The following is a 17,555-nucleotide window of genomic DNA, read 5'->3' as shown; positions in this document are numbered from 1 at the left end:
GTGTCGCGCGTTCGCACCCCGGCGGGCTTTGAAAGCGTTTTTAACTACGGGATTCGGAATAGGTTGTACAGCCTTCGGGGGGTCATGATGCTTCGAGTCGCCACGGGAATCGCGGTCGGCGACGGAGCGCAAGCCCACCCGAGGGAGTAGGTGAACATAAAAATGCCAGTCTATGTCGACTACGACGTCCCGGCCGACCTGCAGGAGCGAGCGCTCGAATCGCTCGAAGTCGCCCGTGACACCGGTAGCGTGAAGAAGGGTACGAACGAGACGACCAAGGCCGTCGAGCGCGGCAACGCGGACCTCGTCATCATCGCCGAGGACGTCTCCCCCGAGGAGATCGTCCTCCACCTCCCCGAACTCGCGGAGGAGAAGGGCGTCCCGTACATCTTCGTCGAGACGCAGGACGAACTCGGCGTCGCGGCCGGCCTCGAAGTCGGCTCCGCCGCCGCGGCCGTCGTCGACGCCGGCGACGCCGACGAGGACGTCGAGGACATCGGCGAGAAGATCGAGGAGCTGAAGTAAACCTATGAGTGCCGAGGAATCGGAGACGGAGGACTCCACGTCCGCCGAGGTCATCGAGGTCGTCGGAAAGACCGGGATGCACGGCGAGGCGATGCAGGTGAAGTGTCGACTTCAGGAAGGCTCCAACCAGGGCCGCATCATCACGCGCAACGTCCTCGGCCCCACGCGGGTCGGCGACGTCCTCCAGCTGCGCGAGACGGCCCGCGAAGCCGACTCCATCGGAGGTCAGTAATGCCCCAGACCCGAGAGTGTGACTACTGTGGGGCGGACATCGAGCCCGGGACGGGCACGATGTTCGTCTACAACGACGGACGTACCGTGCACTTCTGCTCGTCGAAGTGCGAGAAGAACGCCGACCTCGGTCGCGAGCCCCGCGAGCTCGAGTGGACCGAGGAGGGCCACGCCGGCGAGGGCGAATAGATGAGCCACCACGACGAGCGGACGTTCGTGATGGTCAAGCCCGACGGCGTCCAGCGCGGTCTCATCGGCGAGATCGTCGGTCGCCTCGAAGACAAAGGCCTCAAGATGGTCGGCGGGAAGTTCATGCAGATCGACGAGGAGCTCGCCCACGAACACTACGGCGAGCACGAGGACAAGCCCTTCTTCGAGGGCCTCGTCGAGTTCATCACCTCCGGGCCCGTCTTCGCGATGGTCTGGGAGGGCGCGGACGCGACGCGGCAGGTCCGCCAGATGATGGGCGCGACGGACGCCCAGGAGGCCGCACCCGGCACCATCCGCGGTGACCTCGGGAACGACCTCGGGCACAACGTCATCCACGGCAGCGACCACGAGGACGAGGGCGCCAACGAGCGCGAGATCGCCCTCTTCTTCGACGAGGACGAACTCGTCGACTGGGACGCCAACGCGGCGCCCTGGGTCTACGAGGACGCGGCCGACCACTAAGCGGTCCGTTTCGCCGCCGTTCTTCGTTTTTCAGCCCGCGTAGCGCCAGCTATCCCGCTCGCACCACGGCACGTAAGTACACCGACAGGCTACGGGACGACGTGACGGGGGCAGGGCCGATCTACTTCGAGACGGTGGGGGAGGAACTCCGGATACACGACCGGGTCATGGACGCGACGTGTCGCCTCACCGCCGACAGGTCGGTCGACGCCGAGCGCGTGTCGGACGCGCGCTTTCTCTTCCCGGTCGACGCCGCGGTCTCCTTCGAGGCGACGACGCTGTCGATGCCCGCGAACGCGGGGTCGTGCGTGCGCGACGAGCGCGGCGACATCGACGTCCAACTCTCCGACGCCGAGGTGTCGTTCCCCCGTGGGACGTATTACGTCGACGTTGAGGCGGCCTGCAAGCTCTACGTGAAGGTGTTCGACGCGGCGTTCGAGGCCGCCACCGAGCACCACCACGGAGAGGGTGCGGCGACGCTGGCGTTCGAGGAGCCGACACGGGTCGCGGTCGGCGCGCGCTCGCGCCACGAGCGTCCGCACGGGACGATCACGGTGCCGGACGACCCGGGGGCGCTGCGCGAGACGCTTCCCTACCTCGCCTCGGCGGTGAAGGAGTGGTCGTCCGAGCGTTCGTGGCCGACGCTCCGCGGCCACCCCCCGCGGATCGAGCGCGGCGACGCCCTCTCGATACCGTCGGGTCTCACGCGGCCCGACACGGGCGTGACGCTCGCCGTCCCCGAGACGTACGCGTCGCTGTACGCCGTCGCACCGCTCGCGTACTACCTCGGCGCGGACGTCGTCGAAGCGCCGGAGCCCGAACTCCGGCTCGACAACGGTTTTCGCCAGTCGCTCGGCGACGGCGCGGTCTCGCCGCGGACGGCGAGGGCCCTGCTCGAACGCTGTTTCTTCCTCGACACCCTCGTGCGGACGGCCGGCTACTACGACGTCCCCAGGCAAGAGTACGAGGCGGTCGCGGGCGAACTCTCCTTCTACCCGCCGGCACTCTACGACCGGCCGATACCCGAACAGCTCATGGAGTACCTCGAAGCGCCGCGCGCGGCGTTCGCCGACTCCCTTCCCGACGCGCGTTACGCGGCGGTCGTGCGCGATGACCCGACGGACGCCCCACTCCTTCCCTTTCTCGTACGCGACCTCGTCCCCATCGCTGTCGGCGACGACCGGTCGGTGACCGGGCGCGCGCTCGCCACCGGACACAGCACGCCGCCGATCCCCGACGGCGACACCCGGCTCTCCGTGTCGGGGTTCGAGCACGGGCTCGCACGACCGGTGCGGGACGTCTCGGAGGAACGGATCGCGCTTCTCGGTGTCGATGATGCGGCGCGGGACGCGCTCTCGGACGTCCTGATCGGTCGCGAGCACCGGGAGGCTGACGAACCGTTCACCGTCGAGACCGCGCCGACGACGACGGCCGCCGTTCGGGACGCGCTGGAGACGGACTATGGCTTCGTCCACGTCGCATCGCCGCTGACCGCCGCGGGATTCGACTGCCGCGACGGCGTCCTCGACCCGACGACGCTCGACGACGTGTCGGCGCGCGTCGTCTCAGCCGTCGGTGGTCAGAATGCTGAGGGAGCCCTCGATGCGCTCATCGAACGCGGGGCGCGTGCGGGCGTGGTCTCGCCGTCACTCGATTCACGCACCGCCGGGCGGACCGCCGGGCGCTTCCTCTCGGGCGCGCCGTTTGAGCGCGCCGTCATGTGGTCAGGTGCGCCGGGACCGTTCCGGTTCGCGGGCGACGTCACGGCGTGCCCGGTGGTGCTCGGCGGTGGCGTCCCCATCTCGCAGTACGTGCTGCGCTCGGAATCGCTCGATAATCACCGTCTCTGGGTCCGCGCGTGGTGGTCGGGGTTCAACGTGACAGGCGGATTGACGGCGATCTACGCCGAGCACGTCTCCGACCGGTATCGCCTCGTCGGCACCGAGATCGAACAACCGCCGGCGCTGTCGAGCGCGGGCGTCGCCGCCCTCTGCAACGAGCGCGAGGCCGTCTACGTGCTGAACGGCGAGGTCTACCAGCACGACCACGAGGTGACGCCGGACGAGGTCCGCCAGTCGGCGGCGCGCGCGCTCGCCGACCGGTCGCCGACCGACTCCGACACCCAGTTCTGAGACGCGATTCAAAACCGATAAGCGCGGGCGGGGCGGAGTGTCCGGTATCCGTGACGAACGCACAGGTCACTCTCGTCCAACTGGACAACTACGGGCCGTGGACGGTGACGCCGGAACCCCGCCGCGAGGCCGACCTCCAGACGCTCCAGTCGCGCCTCTACGCCGACCTCTCCCAGTTTCTCGGCACCCGCGACGGCTACGCCTTCTTCACGCGCTTCGACAACATGATCGCGGTGACGAACGGCATCGACCGGGCCGACCACCGCCGCCTGCAGGAGTCGCTGCGCAATCGCTACCCCGTCACCGTCAGCCTCGGCATCGGGTCGGGCGCGAACCCGACGGACGCGCTCGTCGACGCCACTGCACACCTCCAGGCCGCAGGGAGCGCGCAGGACGCGGAGCGTCGCGAGGTACTCGCCGGCGACCCCATCGCCGAGGCCGAGCGCGCCGACGACGACGTCCGCATCGCCCACTTCGACGTGAACGACGCGACCGGCAAGTACACGGACGAACTCGACGCCTTCTCCACGTTCGTCCGCATTGAGCAGGGGTACGCGGCGCTGATGCGCACCCTCCACGACGAACACGACGGCCTCGCGTTCTTCGTCGGCGGCGACAACGTCATCGCGCTCGTCCCCGACCTCGCCCGCGACACCTACGCCGACGTCATCGAGCGCGTCCGCGACGACGCCGACATGTCGCTCAAGGTCGGCGTCGGCGCGGGCCGCACCGCGACGGACGCCGGAATGGCCGCCAAACACGCCCTCGAAGTCTGCCGCGAGGAGGGCACCACCGTCGAAGGCGTCTGAGGAATTAACTCGGAGTGTACTCTCCGATTTTGTACTCGTTCGGTACTCACACCACGCTTTTCTTTTCGGGGACCCATCCGTCGTGTATGCAGTCCATCGACGTCCCGAACAACCTGTACGACGCGCTCGGAGAGCCCAGCGAGGACGAGCTCGAACAGGCCCTCTGGGGGCTCGTGTACGAGCAGGGCCGCGACACCGAGTACTAGCGCCGCGACGACCGCGAACCGAAGCTATTCCTTCCTCGACCCCCTTCGCGTAGTCATGACTGCGGGCGGTCGTCTCCCCGGCGCGCCCGACCCCACGGAGCGCATCGTCCTCCACGTCGACATGGACTGTTTCTACGCCTCCTGCGAGCGAAAGCGCGAACCCGCACTCCGCGGCGAACCCGTCGTCGTCGGGATGGGGTACGAGGCCGGGGAGACCGTGGGTGCGGTCGCCACGGCGAGCTACGAGGCGCGCGCGCACGGCGTCGAGAGCGCGCAGGCCATCTCGACGGCACTCGAACGGCTCCCGCGGCGCGCCGACGACCCCGACGGCCCGAGCGCGCACTACCGGCCGGTCGACCTCGACTACTACGAGGACGTCGCCGCGGACGTCAAAACCATCCTCCACGACCTCGCCGACACCGTCCGCGAGGTCAGCATCGACGAGGCGTACCTCGACGTCACCGACCGGACCGCGTGGGACGTCGCGGCGGGGTTCGCCCGCCACGTCAAACAGCGAATCGCGCGCGAGGCCGGCGTCCCAGCAAGCGTCGGCGTCGCACCCGACATGAGCACCGCGAAGATAGCGAGCGACCACGACAAACCGGACGGCCTCGTCGTCGTCCCGCCCGACGAGGTCGAGTCGTTCCTCGCGCCCATCGACGTCGCGGACGTCCACGGCGTCGGCCCGGTCCGCGCGCGCGAACTCCGCGAGATGGGTATCGAGACGGCGGGCGACCTCGCCGACGCCGACCCCTACGCCCTCATCGAGCGCTTCGGCGAGCGCGGGCGCGACCTCCACGAGCGCGCGCTCGGCCGCGACGACCGGCCGGTCGAACCCCGAGACGACCCGAAGAGCCTCAGCCGCGAGTCGGCCTTCGACGGCCCCGTCGGCGACCACGAGCGCGTCCGCGAACAGGCGCTGACGCTCGCCGACGCCGTTGCCGACCGCGCGCGCCGAAAGGACGCCCTCTACCGCACCATCGGCGTGAAGGTCGTGACGCCGCCGTACGACGTCAACACCCGCGCGCGCTCGCTCCCCGGCCCCGTCGACGACCCGGCGCTCGTCCGGGATGTCGCGGCCGACCTCCTCGCGGAGTTCGCGGACGCGTCCGTCAGGAAGGTCGGCGTCCGGGTGTCGAACCTCTCCTTCGCCGCCGGCGAACAGGCGCGCCTCGGCGGCTTCGGCGACGAGCACGCACCCGAGGAAACGAGCGCGACGGCCGACGGCGAGGCGGTGGATGCGACCGACGCGACCGACGCGACGAGCGGCGACGGGCAGGCGTCGCTCGGCGACTTCTAGGTCTCGGGCGCGACCGTCCGCTCGCACTCGACGACGAACGACGCGAGGCTCTCCGCCGCGCCGCGTTCGAGCGACAGCACGACGCCCGCCGAGGGCGATTCGCGGATCACGATGAAGACGCCGCCCTCGTAGAGCTCGACGACGGACTCGAACTCGCCGAACGGGCTGTCGGGTTCGCGCAGCGGCTCGCGCTCCCGAATCTTCTCGACGATGGCGTTCGAGCGGCGCTGCGGGCGCTCGTCGGGGAGGTCGCCGCGTCGATAGATGACGGACCAGTCGTCCGCCGTGTACCGGACGGCGGTGCGGAAGTACCCGCGTGCACGCTCGCGGACCAGCTTCACGAGCTCGTAGTGCCGCCGTTCCATCTCGGTCATGGCGGCACGTCGAGTCGAGCGATTATAGACGCACGGGAAACCGACGGTCGCGCCGGTGGGTGGCCGCTCAGGCCAGCGGTTCGACGAGCGCTTCGAGCGCGGCCCTCGGGTCGTCAGCCTTCGCCACGCCGCTCGCGAGGAGGACGCCGCTCGCGCCGAGGTCGGCCGCGGCGTTGAGGTCGTCGCCCGTCGAGATGCCGGCTCCACAGTAGACGTCGACGTCGTCGTCCACCGCTTCGGCGGCCGCGACGGCGTCCCTGACGATGTCCGGGTCGGCCGACGCGACGGAGACGTCCCCGCCGATGAGTTCGGGCGGTTCAACCGCGACCGCGTCCGGGCCGAGCGCCGCGACCGCGCCGATCTGCGCGGGGTTGTTCCCGCAGACGCACGTTTCGAGGTCCGCGCGCTCCGCGGCCGTAATGGAGGCGTCGATGTCCGCGAGCTTCATGCGGTTCTCCGAGTGGTTGAGGAGCGTCCCCTCGGCACCCGCGGCGGCGGCGCGCTCCGCGAGCGTGCTCCCCGTGTGGCTGCCGTAGTCGTTCGGGCTGACGTGCTGGGCCCACGTCTCGACGCCGGTCTCCGCGACGGCGGCGAGGTCCGCGGCCTGCGGCGCGATGGCGATGCGGACGCCGGACGCCTCCGCGACGTCGCGTGCGGCTTCCGCGACCGCGACGGGGTCACAGGGGTACGCCTTCAGGTTGACGAGGACGAACATACGCCTCCTTCCGAGGCGGCCGGATTATCGGTTACGGAATTGCGACGAGGAACTACGAAGCGAGAAAACGATCTAGTCCTTGCGCTTGACCATGTCGCCGAGGGTGAGCCCGCCCTCCGCGGAGCCGCTCTCCCACTCCTCGTCGCCGTCCGCGGCTTCGAGGAGGCTGACGCCGAGTTTCTTCTCCAGTTTCTGCCGGACGTCGTCGCTCGGGAGGATGTCGCCGCGTTCGAGCTTCCGGACGAGGCTCGCCTTCTCGTTGAGCTCGTCCGCGAGGTCCTCCTGGCTGTAGCCCGCCTGCTCCCGGGCGTTCCGGATGCGCTCGTCGTAGTCCGACGCGAGCTCCTGCATCTCGTCGAACATGTCGCGCCGGCGGCGCTTCGAGCCGCCCGACGAGCTCCCGCCGGAACCCGACGACCCCGAGGACCCACCGGAGGACGACGTCGAGTACTTCGTCGAGGTCGAGGACGACGACTCGGTCTTCACCTCGGTACCGAACTCCGTGCAGTCGCTGCAGACGTCGAGTTCGGCCCCCTCGACTTTGATGGTCTTGGGGTTCGCCGTTTCGGCCCCGCACATCTCGCACTGAACCATACCCGATGTAGCTCCGCCCCGCGTATAAAGCACACGCCGGCGGCCCGAACGTGGGGAACACCGCGGCTCGGGCGAACGAATCGGCGTCACTACTCGCGGCTCCGCCGCTCGCGGGTCGCTCTGCTCCCCGCTCGCCGGTCCGCGGAAGCGCTATGCGCTTCACGCCGCTCACGGGTCGCGTCGCTCCCCGTTCGCCATACCGTGATACCTCGCTATCGTCGCGCGGGCGACTCGTCGGTCGCCCGCGCGGACAGCGGGACCTTCGGTCCCGCCCGTCTCGGTATCACGCCGCTCGCGTGTCGTTCCTTTCAGTCACTCCCGCTCGCCGGTCCGCGGAAGCGCTATGCGCTTCCGCGTAGGTCTCCCCACGCCCCCCAGAACCGCTGGAGGGCGGTGAGGTGGCCGACGACGGCGAAGAAGCCGAGGAGCCACGCGACGAGGCTGAAGCCGCCGACGACGGGGATGACGGCGGAGAGGACGCCGACGATACCCACCAGGGCGAGGCGGTCGGCGCGTCCGAGGAGCCCGCCGTACTGCCGGCCGAGGCCGACCGCCTGAATCTGCGTCCCGAGGTACGAGGTGAGGAGGACGCCCGTCACGGCGGCGAATCCGAGGAGCCACGACCCGACGCCCGCCGCGAGGCCGGCGAGGATGACGACGTCCGCGTACCGGTCGAGGACGTGGTCGAGGAGGTCGCCACCCTCCGAGTCCACGTCGGTCTCGCGGGCGACCGCGCCGTCGAGGAGGTCGAGCCAGCCGTTCAGGAAGACGAGAATCGCGCCCGCGACGTACCCCACCGCGTCCCCGACGTAGAACGCCCCTGCGGCCGCGACGGCGAGGAGGAACGCGAGGACGCTGATCGCGTCCGGCGTCAACCCGAGGCGAACGCTGAGGGAGACGAACGGCCGGAGGAGCCGTGAGGCGAGCGGGCGGAGTTGGTCGAGCGTCACAGCAGGTACTCCGTGAAGTCCACCTCGCCCGCGCTCGGTTCGCGCTCGCCGGCGAGGACGGCCTCGATTTCGGCGGCGACCTCATCGGGCGTCCGGTCCGTCGTGTCGACCTCGTAGACGCGTTCTTGGCCGTGCTTTCGGACGGCCTCGCCGAGTATCACGTCGAGGGCTTCGGCCTCACAGTTCTCGGTCGCCTCGCGCTCACGCGCGTCCAGGTCCGCGCCCTCCGTCTCGCCGCGCTCGCGGAGTCGGGCGTCGAGCACGTCGGGCGCACATCGGAGGACGACCACGCGGTCGAGGTCGTCGAGGTGGTGGGCGAGGTGGCTCTCGACGAGGACGTCATCGACGTCGGCGTAGCGCTCGTCGAGCGCGCCGAGGTCCGCGACGAGGCTGTCGCGCTCCGCGTCTCGCTCCGTGTAGACCCCCTCCTCGCGAATCACGTCGTTCAGGTGGACGACGTCGAGGTCGGTGTCGAGGCGTTCGGTCGCGCTCGTCTTGCCCGTCCCGGGGGTGCCGGTGACGGCGACCCTCATGCGAGCACCTCGTTGAGTTCGCGGACGGCGCGCTCCGTCTCCGACTCGGTGCCGCAGGTGATTCGCACGCACCCGGGAAGCCCGAAGCTCGAACAGTCCCGGACGATGACGCCGCGCTCCTGCATCGCCTCGGCGACGGCGCTCGCGTCGCCCACCTCGACGAGCAGGAAGTTCGCGTGGCTCTCGTACGTCGGCGCGTCGACGTGCTCGGCCATGTAGTCGCGGCTCCACCGCGCGGTCTCGACCGTCCGCTCGACGTGCTCGTCGTCGTCGAGCGCGGCGAGGCCGGCCCGGCAGGCGACGACGCTCGCCGCGAACGGCGTGTTCACGCGCGCGTAGGCGTCCGCCCACGCGTCGGGGACGACGGCGTAGCCGAGGCGGAGCCCCGCGAGGCCGTACGCCTTCGAGAACGTGCGGAGAACTGCGACGTCGTCACGCGGGGCGCGACTGGCCGACGCGTCTGTCCCGTCGGCGTCGTCCCGGCCGCCGAGGAGGCCGACGGCGCTCGGCGCGTCCGCGAACTCGCCGTACGCCTCGTCGACGACGACGAGCGTCTCCTCGCTCGTCTCGTCGGCGATCCGCTCGACGGCGTCGAGCGTGAAGCGCGCGCCGCTCGGGTTGTGCGGGCTCGTGAGGTGGACGATTCGCTCGCCGTCGTAGGCGTCGAGGACGGCGTCGGCCGTGAGCGCGAAGCCGTCGTCGGTCGTCACGTCGTACTCGTGCACGTCGCCGTGGTGGAAGCGCGCGCTCATCCCGTAGTAGGCGAAGCCGGGCGCGGGGACGAGCACGGCGTCGCCGGGGTCGAGGGCGGCCCGCGAGAGGTAGTCGAGCGCGCCGTCGCCGCCGTTGGCGAGCCACACCTGCTCGTCCGTCACGTCCCAGCGCTCGGCGATGGCGGCCGTGAGGTCCTGGTGGTCCGCGGTCGGGTAGTGATGCACCTCGTCGGCGCTCGCCTCGACCGCGTCGACGGCCGCGGGGCTCGGCCCGAACATGTTCTCGTTCGACGCGAGCTTGACGAACTCCTCGGGGTCGCGGCCGAGTTCGCGGGCGACTTCCTCGATGCCGCGGCCCGCGCGGTACTCGACGTGGTCCGAGAGGTCCCGTGGTCGCATACCCCGAGAGAGCCGCCGCCGGGACTTAAAGCGGCCGATGCGCGGTGTCGTCGCCTACCACTCTTCGGGTTCGACCGCGTGCTCCGCGTCCGCGCCGACGAGGACGCGTCCGATGTCCGCCGCCACCGTCCCGTTCGCCTCCCCGCGCGCCTCGACCGAGTACCACCCCATGTGCGGCGTCGCCACCACGTCCTCGCGCCCGACGAGCGCCGACGCCTCGGGGGGTTCGGTCTCGAAGACGTCGAGGCCCGCGGCCGCGACGGACCCCGCGTCGAGCGCCGCTAGGAGTGCCGCCTCGTCGACGACGCCACCCCGGCCCGTGTTCACCACGACGCCGCGCTCCGGGAGCGCGTCGAACCACGCGGCGTCGACGAGGCCGCGCGTCGCGTCCGTGAGCGGCGCGTGCACGGAGGGGTGGTCCGCGGCCTCGCGCAGGCCTTCGGCGCTGGCTTTCTCGACGCCGTGTTCGGCCATCACGTCGCCGTCCACGTACGGGTCGTAGGCGACGACGTCGACGCCGAAGCCCCGCAGGCGCTCGGCGACGCCGCGCGCGATGTCGCCGAAGGAGACGAGGCCCACGGTGTCGCCGGCGAGGCGGTGAAGGTCGCGGCCCGCCCACTCGCTCCACGTCCCCCCGCGGACGCGTCGGTCCTGCGCGGGGACGTCGCGGACGCACGCGAGCAGGAGCGCGATGCCGTGCGTCGCCACCTCGTCGACGCAGTAGGCGGGCGCGTGCGTGACGGTGACGCCGCACTCGGCCGCGGCGTCGAGGTCGACGTTGTCGAGGCCGATAGAGACCTGCCCGTAGACGGCGAGGGTGTCGAGGCCGGCGAGCAGGGCGTGAGTCACGTCGATACCGCCGTTCGTCACGACGGCGTCGGCCCCGTGCGCCCGGACGGCCGCGCGGAACGCCTCGGGCGCGTCGAGCGCGGCGACGCGGACGTCGGCGTCGAGGCGCTCGCGGAACACCTGCGGGTCGAGCTTCGGGTCGTCGGCGAGGACGACGGTGGACATGGATGGACGTCGACGGGCACCGCCTTGGGCGTTGTCGCCGCTCGCTTCGTCTCTCCGTCCGGCGCCACCGAACGCCTCGCCGTCCGCTCCGTCGGACGACCGCTACGCCTTAGGTGTCGCCGTCCCCACGGGCGAGCATGGCGACAGCACTCTCCGCGAGCTTCGCGATCCACCTGGTCTTCGCCGCGATCTGGACCGGGAGCGTCCTCTACTTCACGTACGCCGTCCTCCCGCTCGGACGCGACGGCGAACTCTCGGCCGGCGCGCTCGAATCGACGACGAGCAAACTCACGACGATCTCGCGCGTCAGCGCCGTCGTTCAGCTCCTCACGGGCGCGTTCATGTCCAGCCCGATGGGCGTGGCGACGACGACGGCCTACTGGTCGAGCACCAGCGGTTACCTCGTCATCGCCATGGTCGTCCTCTGGCTCGCGCTCGCCGCGCTCACCGAGATGGGCGCGTCGGCGATCCGCGACGGCCTCGCCGTCGACAAGGTCCGCAGCCCCGCCCGCGACGCCTCGACGCGACTCCGCGCCGCGAGCGTCGTCGCACTCCTCCTCCTCCTCGACGCCGGCGCGCTCGCCGCCGGCCTCTGAGCCGGGCGAACACCCGACCGCCGACTCGCAGACCCGCAGACCCGCTGACCCGCTGACCCACCGACCCGCTGACCCGCAGACCCGCTGACCCACCGACCCGCAGACCCGCAGACCCGCTGACCCGCCGACCCGCAGACCCGCCGACCCGACTCGGCCCGACCGTTTTTCCACCTCGGCGTCGTCCCCCACGCCATGGCAAGCGCTATCGGCTCGGTCCTGTTGTTCGTGATTAGCCTCCTCGTCGGCGGACTCGGCATCTACGTCGGCGCGCGCGTCATCACCGGCGTCGAGGACTACTCGCACGCCGTCGTCACCGCCGTCGTCGGCGCGCTCGCGTGGGCGGTGCTCTCGTGGATTCCGCTGGTCGGCGGCCTCCTCGCCCTGGTCGCGTACGTCGGCGTCATCAACTGGCGCTACCGCGGCGGTTGGGTGAACGCCATCCTCATCGCGCTCGTCGCGTGGGTCGCCACCGCCGTCGTCGTCTTCGTCCTCGGTGCCGTCGGCGTCCCCGTCACCGGGATCGGCGTCCTCGGCGCGTAGATCAGCCGTAGACCGCTTTTTCAGTCCCGGCGGACGTCGTGTTCGAGGGTCCCGACACCCTCGACTTCGGCCTCGACGTGGTCGCCGGCTTCGAGCGGGCCGACGCCCTCCGGCGTCCCCGTCAAGATGACGTCCCCCTCTTCGAGCGTCATGTAGCGCGTTATCTCCGCGATCAGCGTCGGCACGTCGAAGATGAAGTGCTCGGTGTTCGAGGATTGGCGCACCTCGCCGTTCACGCGGAGTTCGAGCGACGCGCCGTCCGGGTCGACGTGCTCGGGGTCCGCGAGGACGGGCCCGAGCGGGCACGCGCCGTCGAAGGCCTTCCCGCGCACCCAGTTCTGCTCGCGCGACTGGTCGTCGCGATTCGAGACGTCGTCCGCAATCGTGTAGCCCGCGACGACGTCCATCGCGTCCGCCTCGGCCACGTTCCGGCACTGCTCGCCGATCACGACCGCGAACTCGACTTCGTGCTCGATGTGCTCGCGCTCGCGGGGGAGCGTCACGGTGTCGCCGTGGCCCGCGACGGCGTTCGGTGGCTTCAAGAAGAGCAGCGGGCGGTCCGGGACGTCCTCGTTTCGCTCTGCTGCGTGCTTCGCGTAGTTGCGCCCGACGCAGACGACCTTCGAGGGCTCGCAGGGCGGGAGGACCTCGACGTCGTCGAGGGCGTGCGTCCGCCCGCCGAAACTGACGGTCCCGTCGTCGTGATACTCGCCCTCTCGAACTGCGCCGGCCTCGTCGCGGAAGCGAACGTGTCGCATGGATGGGCGATTCGCGCCGCGGAGGCTAAGCGTTGGGGTTCGTCTCCACCCGGAGTTCACGACGGACCGGAAGCTAACACATATGTCCAACAACCGTATACCCCGATTCAGTATGCGGTTCTGTGATGCGTGTGGCTCGATGATGCACACGGAGGGCGATACGTGGGTGTGTCGCTCCTGTACGAACGAAGAGCAGCGGGACTCGCGAGCAGAAGCGGGGATGACGACCCAAGACGGCCAGCAGGACGACGGGGCCCCCGCCGTGGCCGACGCGACCCGGGACTCCGCCGAAACGATGCGCGAGCCGTGTCCAGCGGACGACTGCGACAGCGACCGAGCCTACTACGAGATGATGCCGAAGCCGGGCGGTTCCTACGAGGTTCGGCTGTTCACCTGCGTCGAGTGCGGCCACAAGTGGCGCGATTCTTGACGGCGCATCCCCGCGTCCCGCCACGTGATACGCTCGTCGACGCACACTGGGCGCTGCAAGCGAACTCGACTGGGAGGACGGCTACTGATGGACTTACCAGCGGTGGTGAACGTACTCCTTCACGTACGCCTCGTAGACGTCGCGTGCGGCACCATGCTGGCGGTTGCTGAGCGGCGCGAGCTCCGCGGCTTCGACGTTCTCCGCGATGTGCTCGGGCGAGGTGCTCCCCGGAATCACGGTCGAGACGGCGTCGTGGTCGAGTATCCAGCGGAGCGTGAACTGCGCGAGCGTCACGTCGGCGGGCGCGTAGGCGGCGAGTTCGTCTGCGGCGTGCGCGCCGACGTCCTGCGGGACGCCCGCGAACGTCTCGCCGACGTCGAAGGCCTCGCCCTCCGCGTTGAAGTTCCGGTGGTCGCTCTCCGGGAACTCGGATTCGGCGTCGATTGCACCCGTCAGCAGCCCCGAGGCGAGCGGGACGCGGACGATGACGCCGACGTCCGCCGCGGCCGCCCGGTCGAGGAAGCGCTCCGCCGGGCGCTGGCGGAACGGATTGAAGATTATCTGCACCGTCTCGACGCCGTCGTACTCGACCGCCTTCAGTCCCTCCTCGACGCGCTCGACGGAGACGCCGTAGTGGGCGAGCAGGCCGTCGTCCTTCAGCGCGTCGAGCGCCGCGAACGTCTCGGGCCGGTAGTAGGCGTCCGTCGGCGGGCAGTGGAGCTGGAGGAGGTCGAGCGTGTCGACGTCGAGGGTCTCGCGCGAGCGCTCGACGAACTCGCGGAGGTGGGCCTCGTCGTAGTCCGCGGCGACGTGCGGGTCGAGGCGTCGCCCCGCCTTCGTCGCCACCGTCGGGGTCTCCTCGCGCTCGGCGAGGACGTCCGCGATCAGGCGCTCCGAGCGGCCGTCGCCGTAGACGTCCGCCGTGTCGAGGAAGGTGATGCCCTCGTCGAGCGCCGCGTGCAGCGCCTCGCGGGCCTCCGACTCGTCGACCTCGCCCCAGTCGCTCCCGATCTCCCACGTCCCGAGCCCCATCGGCGTCACGTCGAACCCCGTCGAACCCAGGGTGCGTTCGTCCATACACGCCCTCGCGGCGGGCGCTCCCTAACGGTTCGGGTCCCGGCTGTCGCGGCCGCCGTGGGGCGGACGCGTCCCCGTCGTCGACGCGGAGGCGGCGGGACTTACCCGGCCGACAGGCTTTATCAAGCCGCCGCGAGTAGTCGATGGCGTCATGGAGATAACCTGGTACGGCCACTCCACGTTCGGCGTCGAGATCGGTGACGAGACGCTCCTCATCGATCCGTTCTTCGACAACCCGAAGACGGAGACCGACCCCGAGGAGCTCGACCCCGACTACGTGCTGCTCACGCACGGCCACGCCGACCACATCGCGGACGTCGACCGCTTCCGCGGCGCGCACTTCGTCGCCACGCCCGAAGTCATCAGCTACGTCACCGACGAGTACGGCGTCGAGGACGGCACCGGCATGAACCTCGGCGGCACCTTCGAGACCGAGGAGGCCTACCTCACGATGGTGCGGGCCGACCACACGAACGGCCTCGACACCGACTACGGCGCGTCCGGCGGGATGCCCGCCGGCTACGTCATCAGCGACACCAAGCCCACGCAGGTCTCCGACGAGGAGTCCCAGACCTTCTACCACGCCGGCGACACCGCCCTCCAGACGGAGATGCGCGACGTCATCGCGCCGTATCTGGAACCGGACGTCGCCGCCGTCCCCATCGGCGACCACTACACGATGGGCCCGTGGCAGGCCGCCGTCGCCGTCGACTGGCTCGACGTCGACTACGCCGTCCCCATCCACTACGACACCTTCCCGCCCATCGAGCAGGACACCGACGACTTCGTCCGCGAGGTCGAGGCCACCGGCAGCACCGCGGAGGTCGTCGTCCTCGACGGCGACGAATCCTTCGACCTCGGCGGCGAACTCGACTACTGAAGCGCCACGCGCCCCCGCACCTTCCTCCGTTTTTCCGCGCCGACCAGCGACGCCGACGTCGCGCGCCGACGCTCCTACCCCTCGTCGCTCCCGTCCCACTCTTCGTCGCTCCCGTCCACCCACCCATCACTCCCGTCCCCGTCGCTCCCGCCCCTCGTCACCCCCTCCCAAAGCTATATCGAGCGCGCGGCGAAACCCACGCACAGAGTCGATCACGATGGACGCGAAAGCCGCAGTCGTCCGCGAGGAGGGGGGACCGTTCGAGATAGAGGCCGTCGAACTCGAAGAGCCGCGACCGGACGAGGTGCTCGTCCGCGTCGTCGGCGCAGGCGTCTGTCACACCGACATGACCGTCCGCGACCAGCTCTATCCGACGCCGCTCCCCGCGGTGCTCGGCCACGAGGGCTCCGGCGTCGTCGAGGCCGTCGGGAAGAACGTGACGCGCGTCGAACCCGGCGACAACGTCGTCATGAGCTTCGACTACGACGGCACCTGCGAGCAGTGCCGCGACGGCCACCCCGCCTACTGCGAGTCCTTCTTCGAGCACAACTTCGGCGGCTCCCGACCCACCGACGAGACGTCGCCCATCTCGCAGGACGGCGAGCCCATCAGCGGGCGCTTCTTCGGGCAATCATCCTTCGCCACGCACGCCATCGCCACCGAGCGCAACGTCGTGCCCGTCGGGGACGACGTCCCGCTCGAACTCCTCGGCCCGCTCGGCTGCGGCGTCCAGACCGGCGCGGGCGGCGTCATCAACACCCTCGACCCGCAGGCCGGCTCCTCCATCGCCGTCTTCGGCGCGGGCTCCGTCGGCCTCTCCGCCGTCATGGCCGCCGACGTCAAGGGCTGTACGGACATCGTCGCCGTCGACCTCCAGCAGGGCCGCCTCGACAAGGCGCTCGAACTCGGCGCGACCGACGTCGTCAACCCCGACGAGGTCGACGACGTTGTCGAGACCCTCGACGGCCTCGTCGGCGGCCTCGACTACGCCCTCGAAACCACCGGCGTCGCCGCCGTCGCCGAACAGGCCACCGACGCCCTCGGCCAGCGCGGCACGCTCGGCATCATCGGCGCGCCCGCGCTCGGCACCGAAGCCAGCTACGACGTCAACGACCACATCCTCACCGGCCGCAACATCGTCGGCGTCGCCGAAGGCGACTCCGACCCCCAGCAGTTCATCCCCGACCTCATCGACCTCTATCGGCGCGGGAAGTTCCCCTTCGACGAACTCGTCACCTACTACGACTTCGACGAGATCGAACAGGCCGTCGCCGACTCCGAGAGCGGCGAGACCATCAAGCCCGTCCTCCGCGTGAGCGAGGCCTGAGCGGACGAACGGCGAGCGCCGCTCAGTGCGGCGTGTGCCTGAGGAGACGCGCGAGGGACTCGTCGCCGCGCTCGCGGTGTCGCTTCGCGTGACAGGCCCGACAGAGCGTCTCCCCGTTGTCGAGCCCGTACAGCATCTCCTCACTTCGGTCCTCGTACTTCGGCACGACGTGGTGGGCGTGTAGGCGCTCCGTGCTCGAACACGCGACGCACGCGTGCCCGTCGCGCTCCTTCACTCGCTCGGCCCACTTTGCGAGGCGCGTCTGGTCGTAGTCAACAGGGTGGTCCCCGACCGGGAACACGGTACCGCGACGCTCGATACCGTTTTTCACGAGCCAGTAGCGGATCGCGTAGTCCCCGACGTCGACTGCGTCCGCGATCTCGTGGATCGTCAACTCCTCGCTCTCGTACTTCTCCCGCAACCACGACTGGTCCCGGTACCTCCGCTCCCGCTCGATTCCGTGTTTCCGTAGCTGATCCCCTATCGTCGAGCTTCCCGTGTCGCAGAGCTCGCCGATTTGCCGCTGTGAGAGGTACTCTTTGACGTACTTGTCGGTCAGCCACGCTGGGTCGTGGCGATTCTTCACGACGCCGAGCTTGTCGATCCAGTTCCCGACCGTCCGCGTAGATACATCACACTCCTCTGCGATTCGGGTCTGCGTCCAATCGAGGTCGACGTAGACGTGCTGTAACCACGTCCGGTACTTGTACCGCTCTCCCACTATGGTTCTGCTTCAAAATCCGGCGATCAGGTTAATAACACTACTGAATAATGTCATAA

The 17,555-nt window shown here is 69.9% G+C and carries 22 protein-coding genes; 12 read left to right on the top strand and 10 right to left on the bottom strand.

Going from position 1 to position 17,555, the window contains the following annotated elements:
• Window positions 1-162: 162 nt before the first annotated feature.
• The 7 genes from rpl7ae (at window position 163) to dinB (ending at window position 5,875) form a co-directional block, all read left to right on the top strand.
• Window positions 163-525: a 50S ribosomal protein L7Ae gene (rpl7ae, locus tag IEX84_RS08220; protein ID WP_188871730.1), complete on the top strand. Its 363-nt coding sequence runs from the start codon at window positions 163-165 to the stop codon at window positions 523-525.
• Between the two features lie 4 nt (window positions 526-529).
• Window positions 530-757, top strand: coding sequence for a 30S ribosomal protein S28e (locus IEX84_RS08215; RefSeq protein ID WP_020221793.1), 228 nt, complete (start codon window positions 530-532; stop codon window positions 755-757).
• Window positions 757-945 (top strand): 50S ribosomal protein L24e, encoded by a 189-nt coding sequence (locus tag IEX84_RS08210; protein ID WP_188871728.1) that lies wholly within the window; start codon window positions 757-759, stop codon window positions 943-945. The genes IEX84_RS08215 and IEX84_RS08210 overlap by 1 nt, the downstream gene beginning before the upstream one ends.
• Window positions 946-1,428, top strand: a complete 483-nt coding sequence (gene ndk / locus IEX84_RS08205) for a nucleoside-diphosphate kinase (RefSeq protein ID WP_188871726.1) — start codon at window positions 946-948, stop codon at window positions 1,426-1,428.
• Window positions 1,429-1,529: 101 nt separating this feature from the next.
• Complete coding sequence (locus IEX84_RS08200; RefSeq protein WP_188871724.1) at window positions 1,530-3,560, top strand: hypothetical protein; 2,031 nt, start codon at window positions 1,530-1,532, stop codon at window positions 3,558-3,560.
• A 50-nt stretch (window positions 3,561-3,610) separates the two neighbouring features.
• Complete coding sequence (locus IEX84_RS08195) at window positions 3,611-4,369, top strand: GTP cyclohydrolase III (RefSeq protein ID WP_188871722.1); 759 nt, start codon at window positions 3,611-3,613, stop codon at window positions 4,367-4,369.
• 261 nt (window positions 4,370-4,630) lie between these two features.
• The gene (gene dinB / locus IEX84_RS08190) at window positions 4,631-5,875 is read left to right on the top strand and encodes a DNA polymerase IV (RefSeq protein ID WP_188871720.1); all 1,245 of its coding nucleotides are present in this window, start codon (window positions 4,631-4,633) and stop codon (window positions 5,873-5,875) included.
• Here the strand turns inward: dinB and IEX84_RS08185 are convergent.
• The 7 genes from IEX84_RS08185 to IEX84_RS08155 all read right to left on the bottom strand — a co-directional run bounded on the left by IEX84_RS08185 (window position 5,872) and on the right by IEX84_RS08155 (window position 11,167).
• Complete coding sequence (locus IEX84_RS08185) at window positions 5,872-6,249, bottom strand: hypothetical protein (RefSeq protein ID WP_188871718.1); 378 nt, start codon at window positions 6,247-6,249, stop codon at window positions 5,872-5,874. The two genes, dinB and IEX84_RS08185, sit on opposite strands and share 4 nt — an antisense overlap.
• A gap of 67 nt (window positions 6,250-6,316) precedes the next feature.
• Window positions 6,317-6,964 carry a triose-phosphate isomerase gene (gene tpiA / locus IEX84_RS08180; RefSeq protein WP_188871716.1) on the bottom strand — a complete coding sequence of 216 codons (648 nt, stop codon included), beginning with the start codon at window positions 6,962-6,964 and terminating at the stop codon, window positions 6,317-6,319.
• Window positions 6,965-7,036: 72 nt separating this feature from the next.
• Window positions 7,037-7,591 carry a multiprotein bridging factor aMBF1 gene (locus IEX84_RS08175; protein WP_425342203.1) on the bottom strand — a complete coding sequence of 185 codons (555 nt, stop codon included), beginning with the start codon at window positions 7,589-7,591 and terminating at the stop codon, window positions 7,037-7,039.
• A gap of 308 nt (window positions 7,592-7,899) precedes the next feature.
• Window positions 7,900-8,508, bottom strand: coding sequence for a CDP-alcohol phosphatidyltransferase family protein (locus tag IEX84_RS08170; RefSeq protein ID WP_188871712.1), 609 nt, complete (start codon window positions 8,506-8,508; stop codon window positions 7,900-7,902).
• A complete protein-coding gene (locus IEX84_RS08165) occupies window positions 8,505-9,041 on the bottom strand; it encodes an adenylate kinase family protein (protein WP_188871710.1) in 537 nt (178 codons plus the stop codon). The genes IEX84_RS08170 and IEX84_RS08165 overlap by 4 nt, the downstream gene beginning before the upstream one ends.
• Window positions 9,038-10,153, bottom strand: coding sequence for a histidinol-phosphate transaminase (gene hisC / locus IEX84_RS08160; RefSeq protein ID WP_188871708.1), 1,116 nt, complete (start codon window positions 10,151-10,153; stop codon window positions 9,038-9,040). The genes IEX84_RS08165 and hisC overlap by 4 nt, the downstream gene beginning before the upstream one ends.
• 54 nt (window positions 10,154-10,207) lie before the next feature.
• Window positions 10,208-11,167: an NAD(P)-dependent oxidoreductase gene (locus IEX84_RS08155; protein ID WP_188871706.1), complete on the bottom strand. Its 960-nt coding sequence runs from the start codon at window positions 11,165-11,167 to the stop codon at window positions 10,208-10,210.
• Between the two features lie 137 nt (window positions 11,168-11,304).
• Here IEX84_RS08155 and IEX84_RS08150 point away from each other — a divergent pair, with 137 nt between their 5' ends.
• Complete coding sequence (locus IEX84_RS08150) at window positions 11,305-11,763, top strand: hypothetical protein (RefSeq protein WP_188871704.1); 459 nt, start codon at window positions 11,305-11,307, stop codon at window positions 11,761-11,763.
• A gap of 192 nt (window positions 11,764-11,955) precedes the next feature.
• Window positions 11,956-12,303, top strand: a complete 348-nt coding sequence (locus tag IEX84_RS08145) for a hypothetical protein (RefSeq protein ID WP_188871702.1) — start codon at window positions 11,956-11,958, stop codon at window positions 12,301-12,303.
• A gap of 20 nt (window positions 12,304-12,323) precedes the next feature.
• On the opposite strand, the gene IEX84_RS08140 is transcribed toward IEX84_RS08145, so the two are convergent.
• Window positions 12,324-13,061, bottom strand: a complete 738-nt coding sequence (locus tag IEX84_RS08140) for a fumarylacetoacetate hydrolase family protein (RefSeq protein WP_188871700.1) — start codon at window positions 13,059-13,061, stop codon at window positions 12,324-12,326.
• Window positions 13,062-13,173: 112 nt separating this feature from the next.
• Here IEX84_RS08140 and IEX84_RS08135 point away from each other — a divergent pair, with 112 nt between their 5' ends.
• Window positions 13,174-13,491, top strand: coding sequence for an RPA12/RPB9/RPC11 RNA polymerase family protein (locus tag IEX84_RS08135; protein WP_188871698.1), 318 nt, complete (start codon window positions 13,174-13,176; stop codon window positions 13,489-13,491).
• Between the two features lie 93 nt (window positions 13,492-13,584).
• Here IEX84_RS08135 and IEX84_RS08130 read toward each other — a convergent pair whose 3' ends face one another.
• Complete coding sequence (locus IEX84_RS08130) at window positions 13,585-14,568, bottom strand: aldo/keto reductase (RefSeq protein WP_188871696.1); 984 nt, start codon at window positions 14,566-14,568, stop codon at window positions 13,585-13,587.
• Between the two features lie 151 nt (window positions 14,569-14,719).
• Here IEX84_RS08130 and IEX84_RS08125 point away from each other — a divergent pair, with 151 nt between their 5' ends.
• Window positions 14,720-15,448 carry a metal-dependent hydrolase gene (locus tag IEX84_RS08125; RefSeq protein ID WP_188871694.1) on the top strand — a complete coding sequence of 243 codons (729 nt, stop codon included), beginning with the start codon at window positions 14,720-14,722 and terminating at the stop codon, window positions 15,446-15,448.
• 217 nt (window positions 15,449-15,665) lie between these two features.
• A complete protein-coding gene (locus tag IEX84_RS08120; protein WP_188871692.1) occupies window positions 15,666-16,775 on the top strand; it encodes an NAD(P)-dependent alcohol dehydrogenase in 1,110 nt (369 codons plus the stop codon).
• Window positions 16,776-16,797: 22 nt separating this feature from the next.
• Here IEX84_RS08120 and IEX84_RS08115 read toward each other — a convergent pair whose 3' ends face one another.
• Window positions 16,798-17,496, bottom strand: a complete 699-nt coding sequence (locus IEX84_RS08115; protein ID WP_188871690.1) for an HNH endonuclease — start codon at window positions 17,494-17,496, stop codon at window positions 16,798-16,800.
• Between the last annotated feature and the right edge of the window lie 59 nt (window positions 17,497-17,555).

This window comes from Halarchaeum rubridurum (assembly GCF_014647115.1).
GTDB lineage: Archaea > Halobacteriota > Halobacteria > Halobacteriales > Halobacteriaceae > Halarchaeum > Halarchaeum rubridurum.
This window is presented reverse-complemented; position numbering and strand designations above follow the sequence as displayed.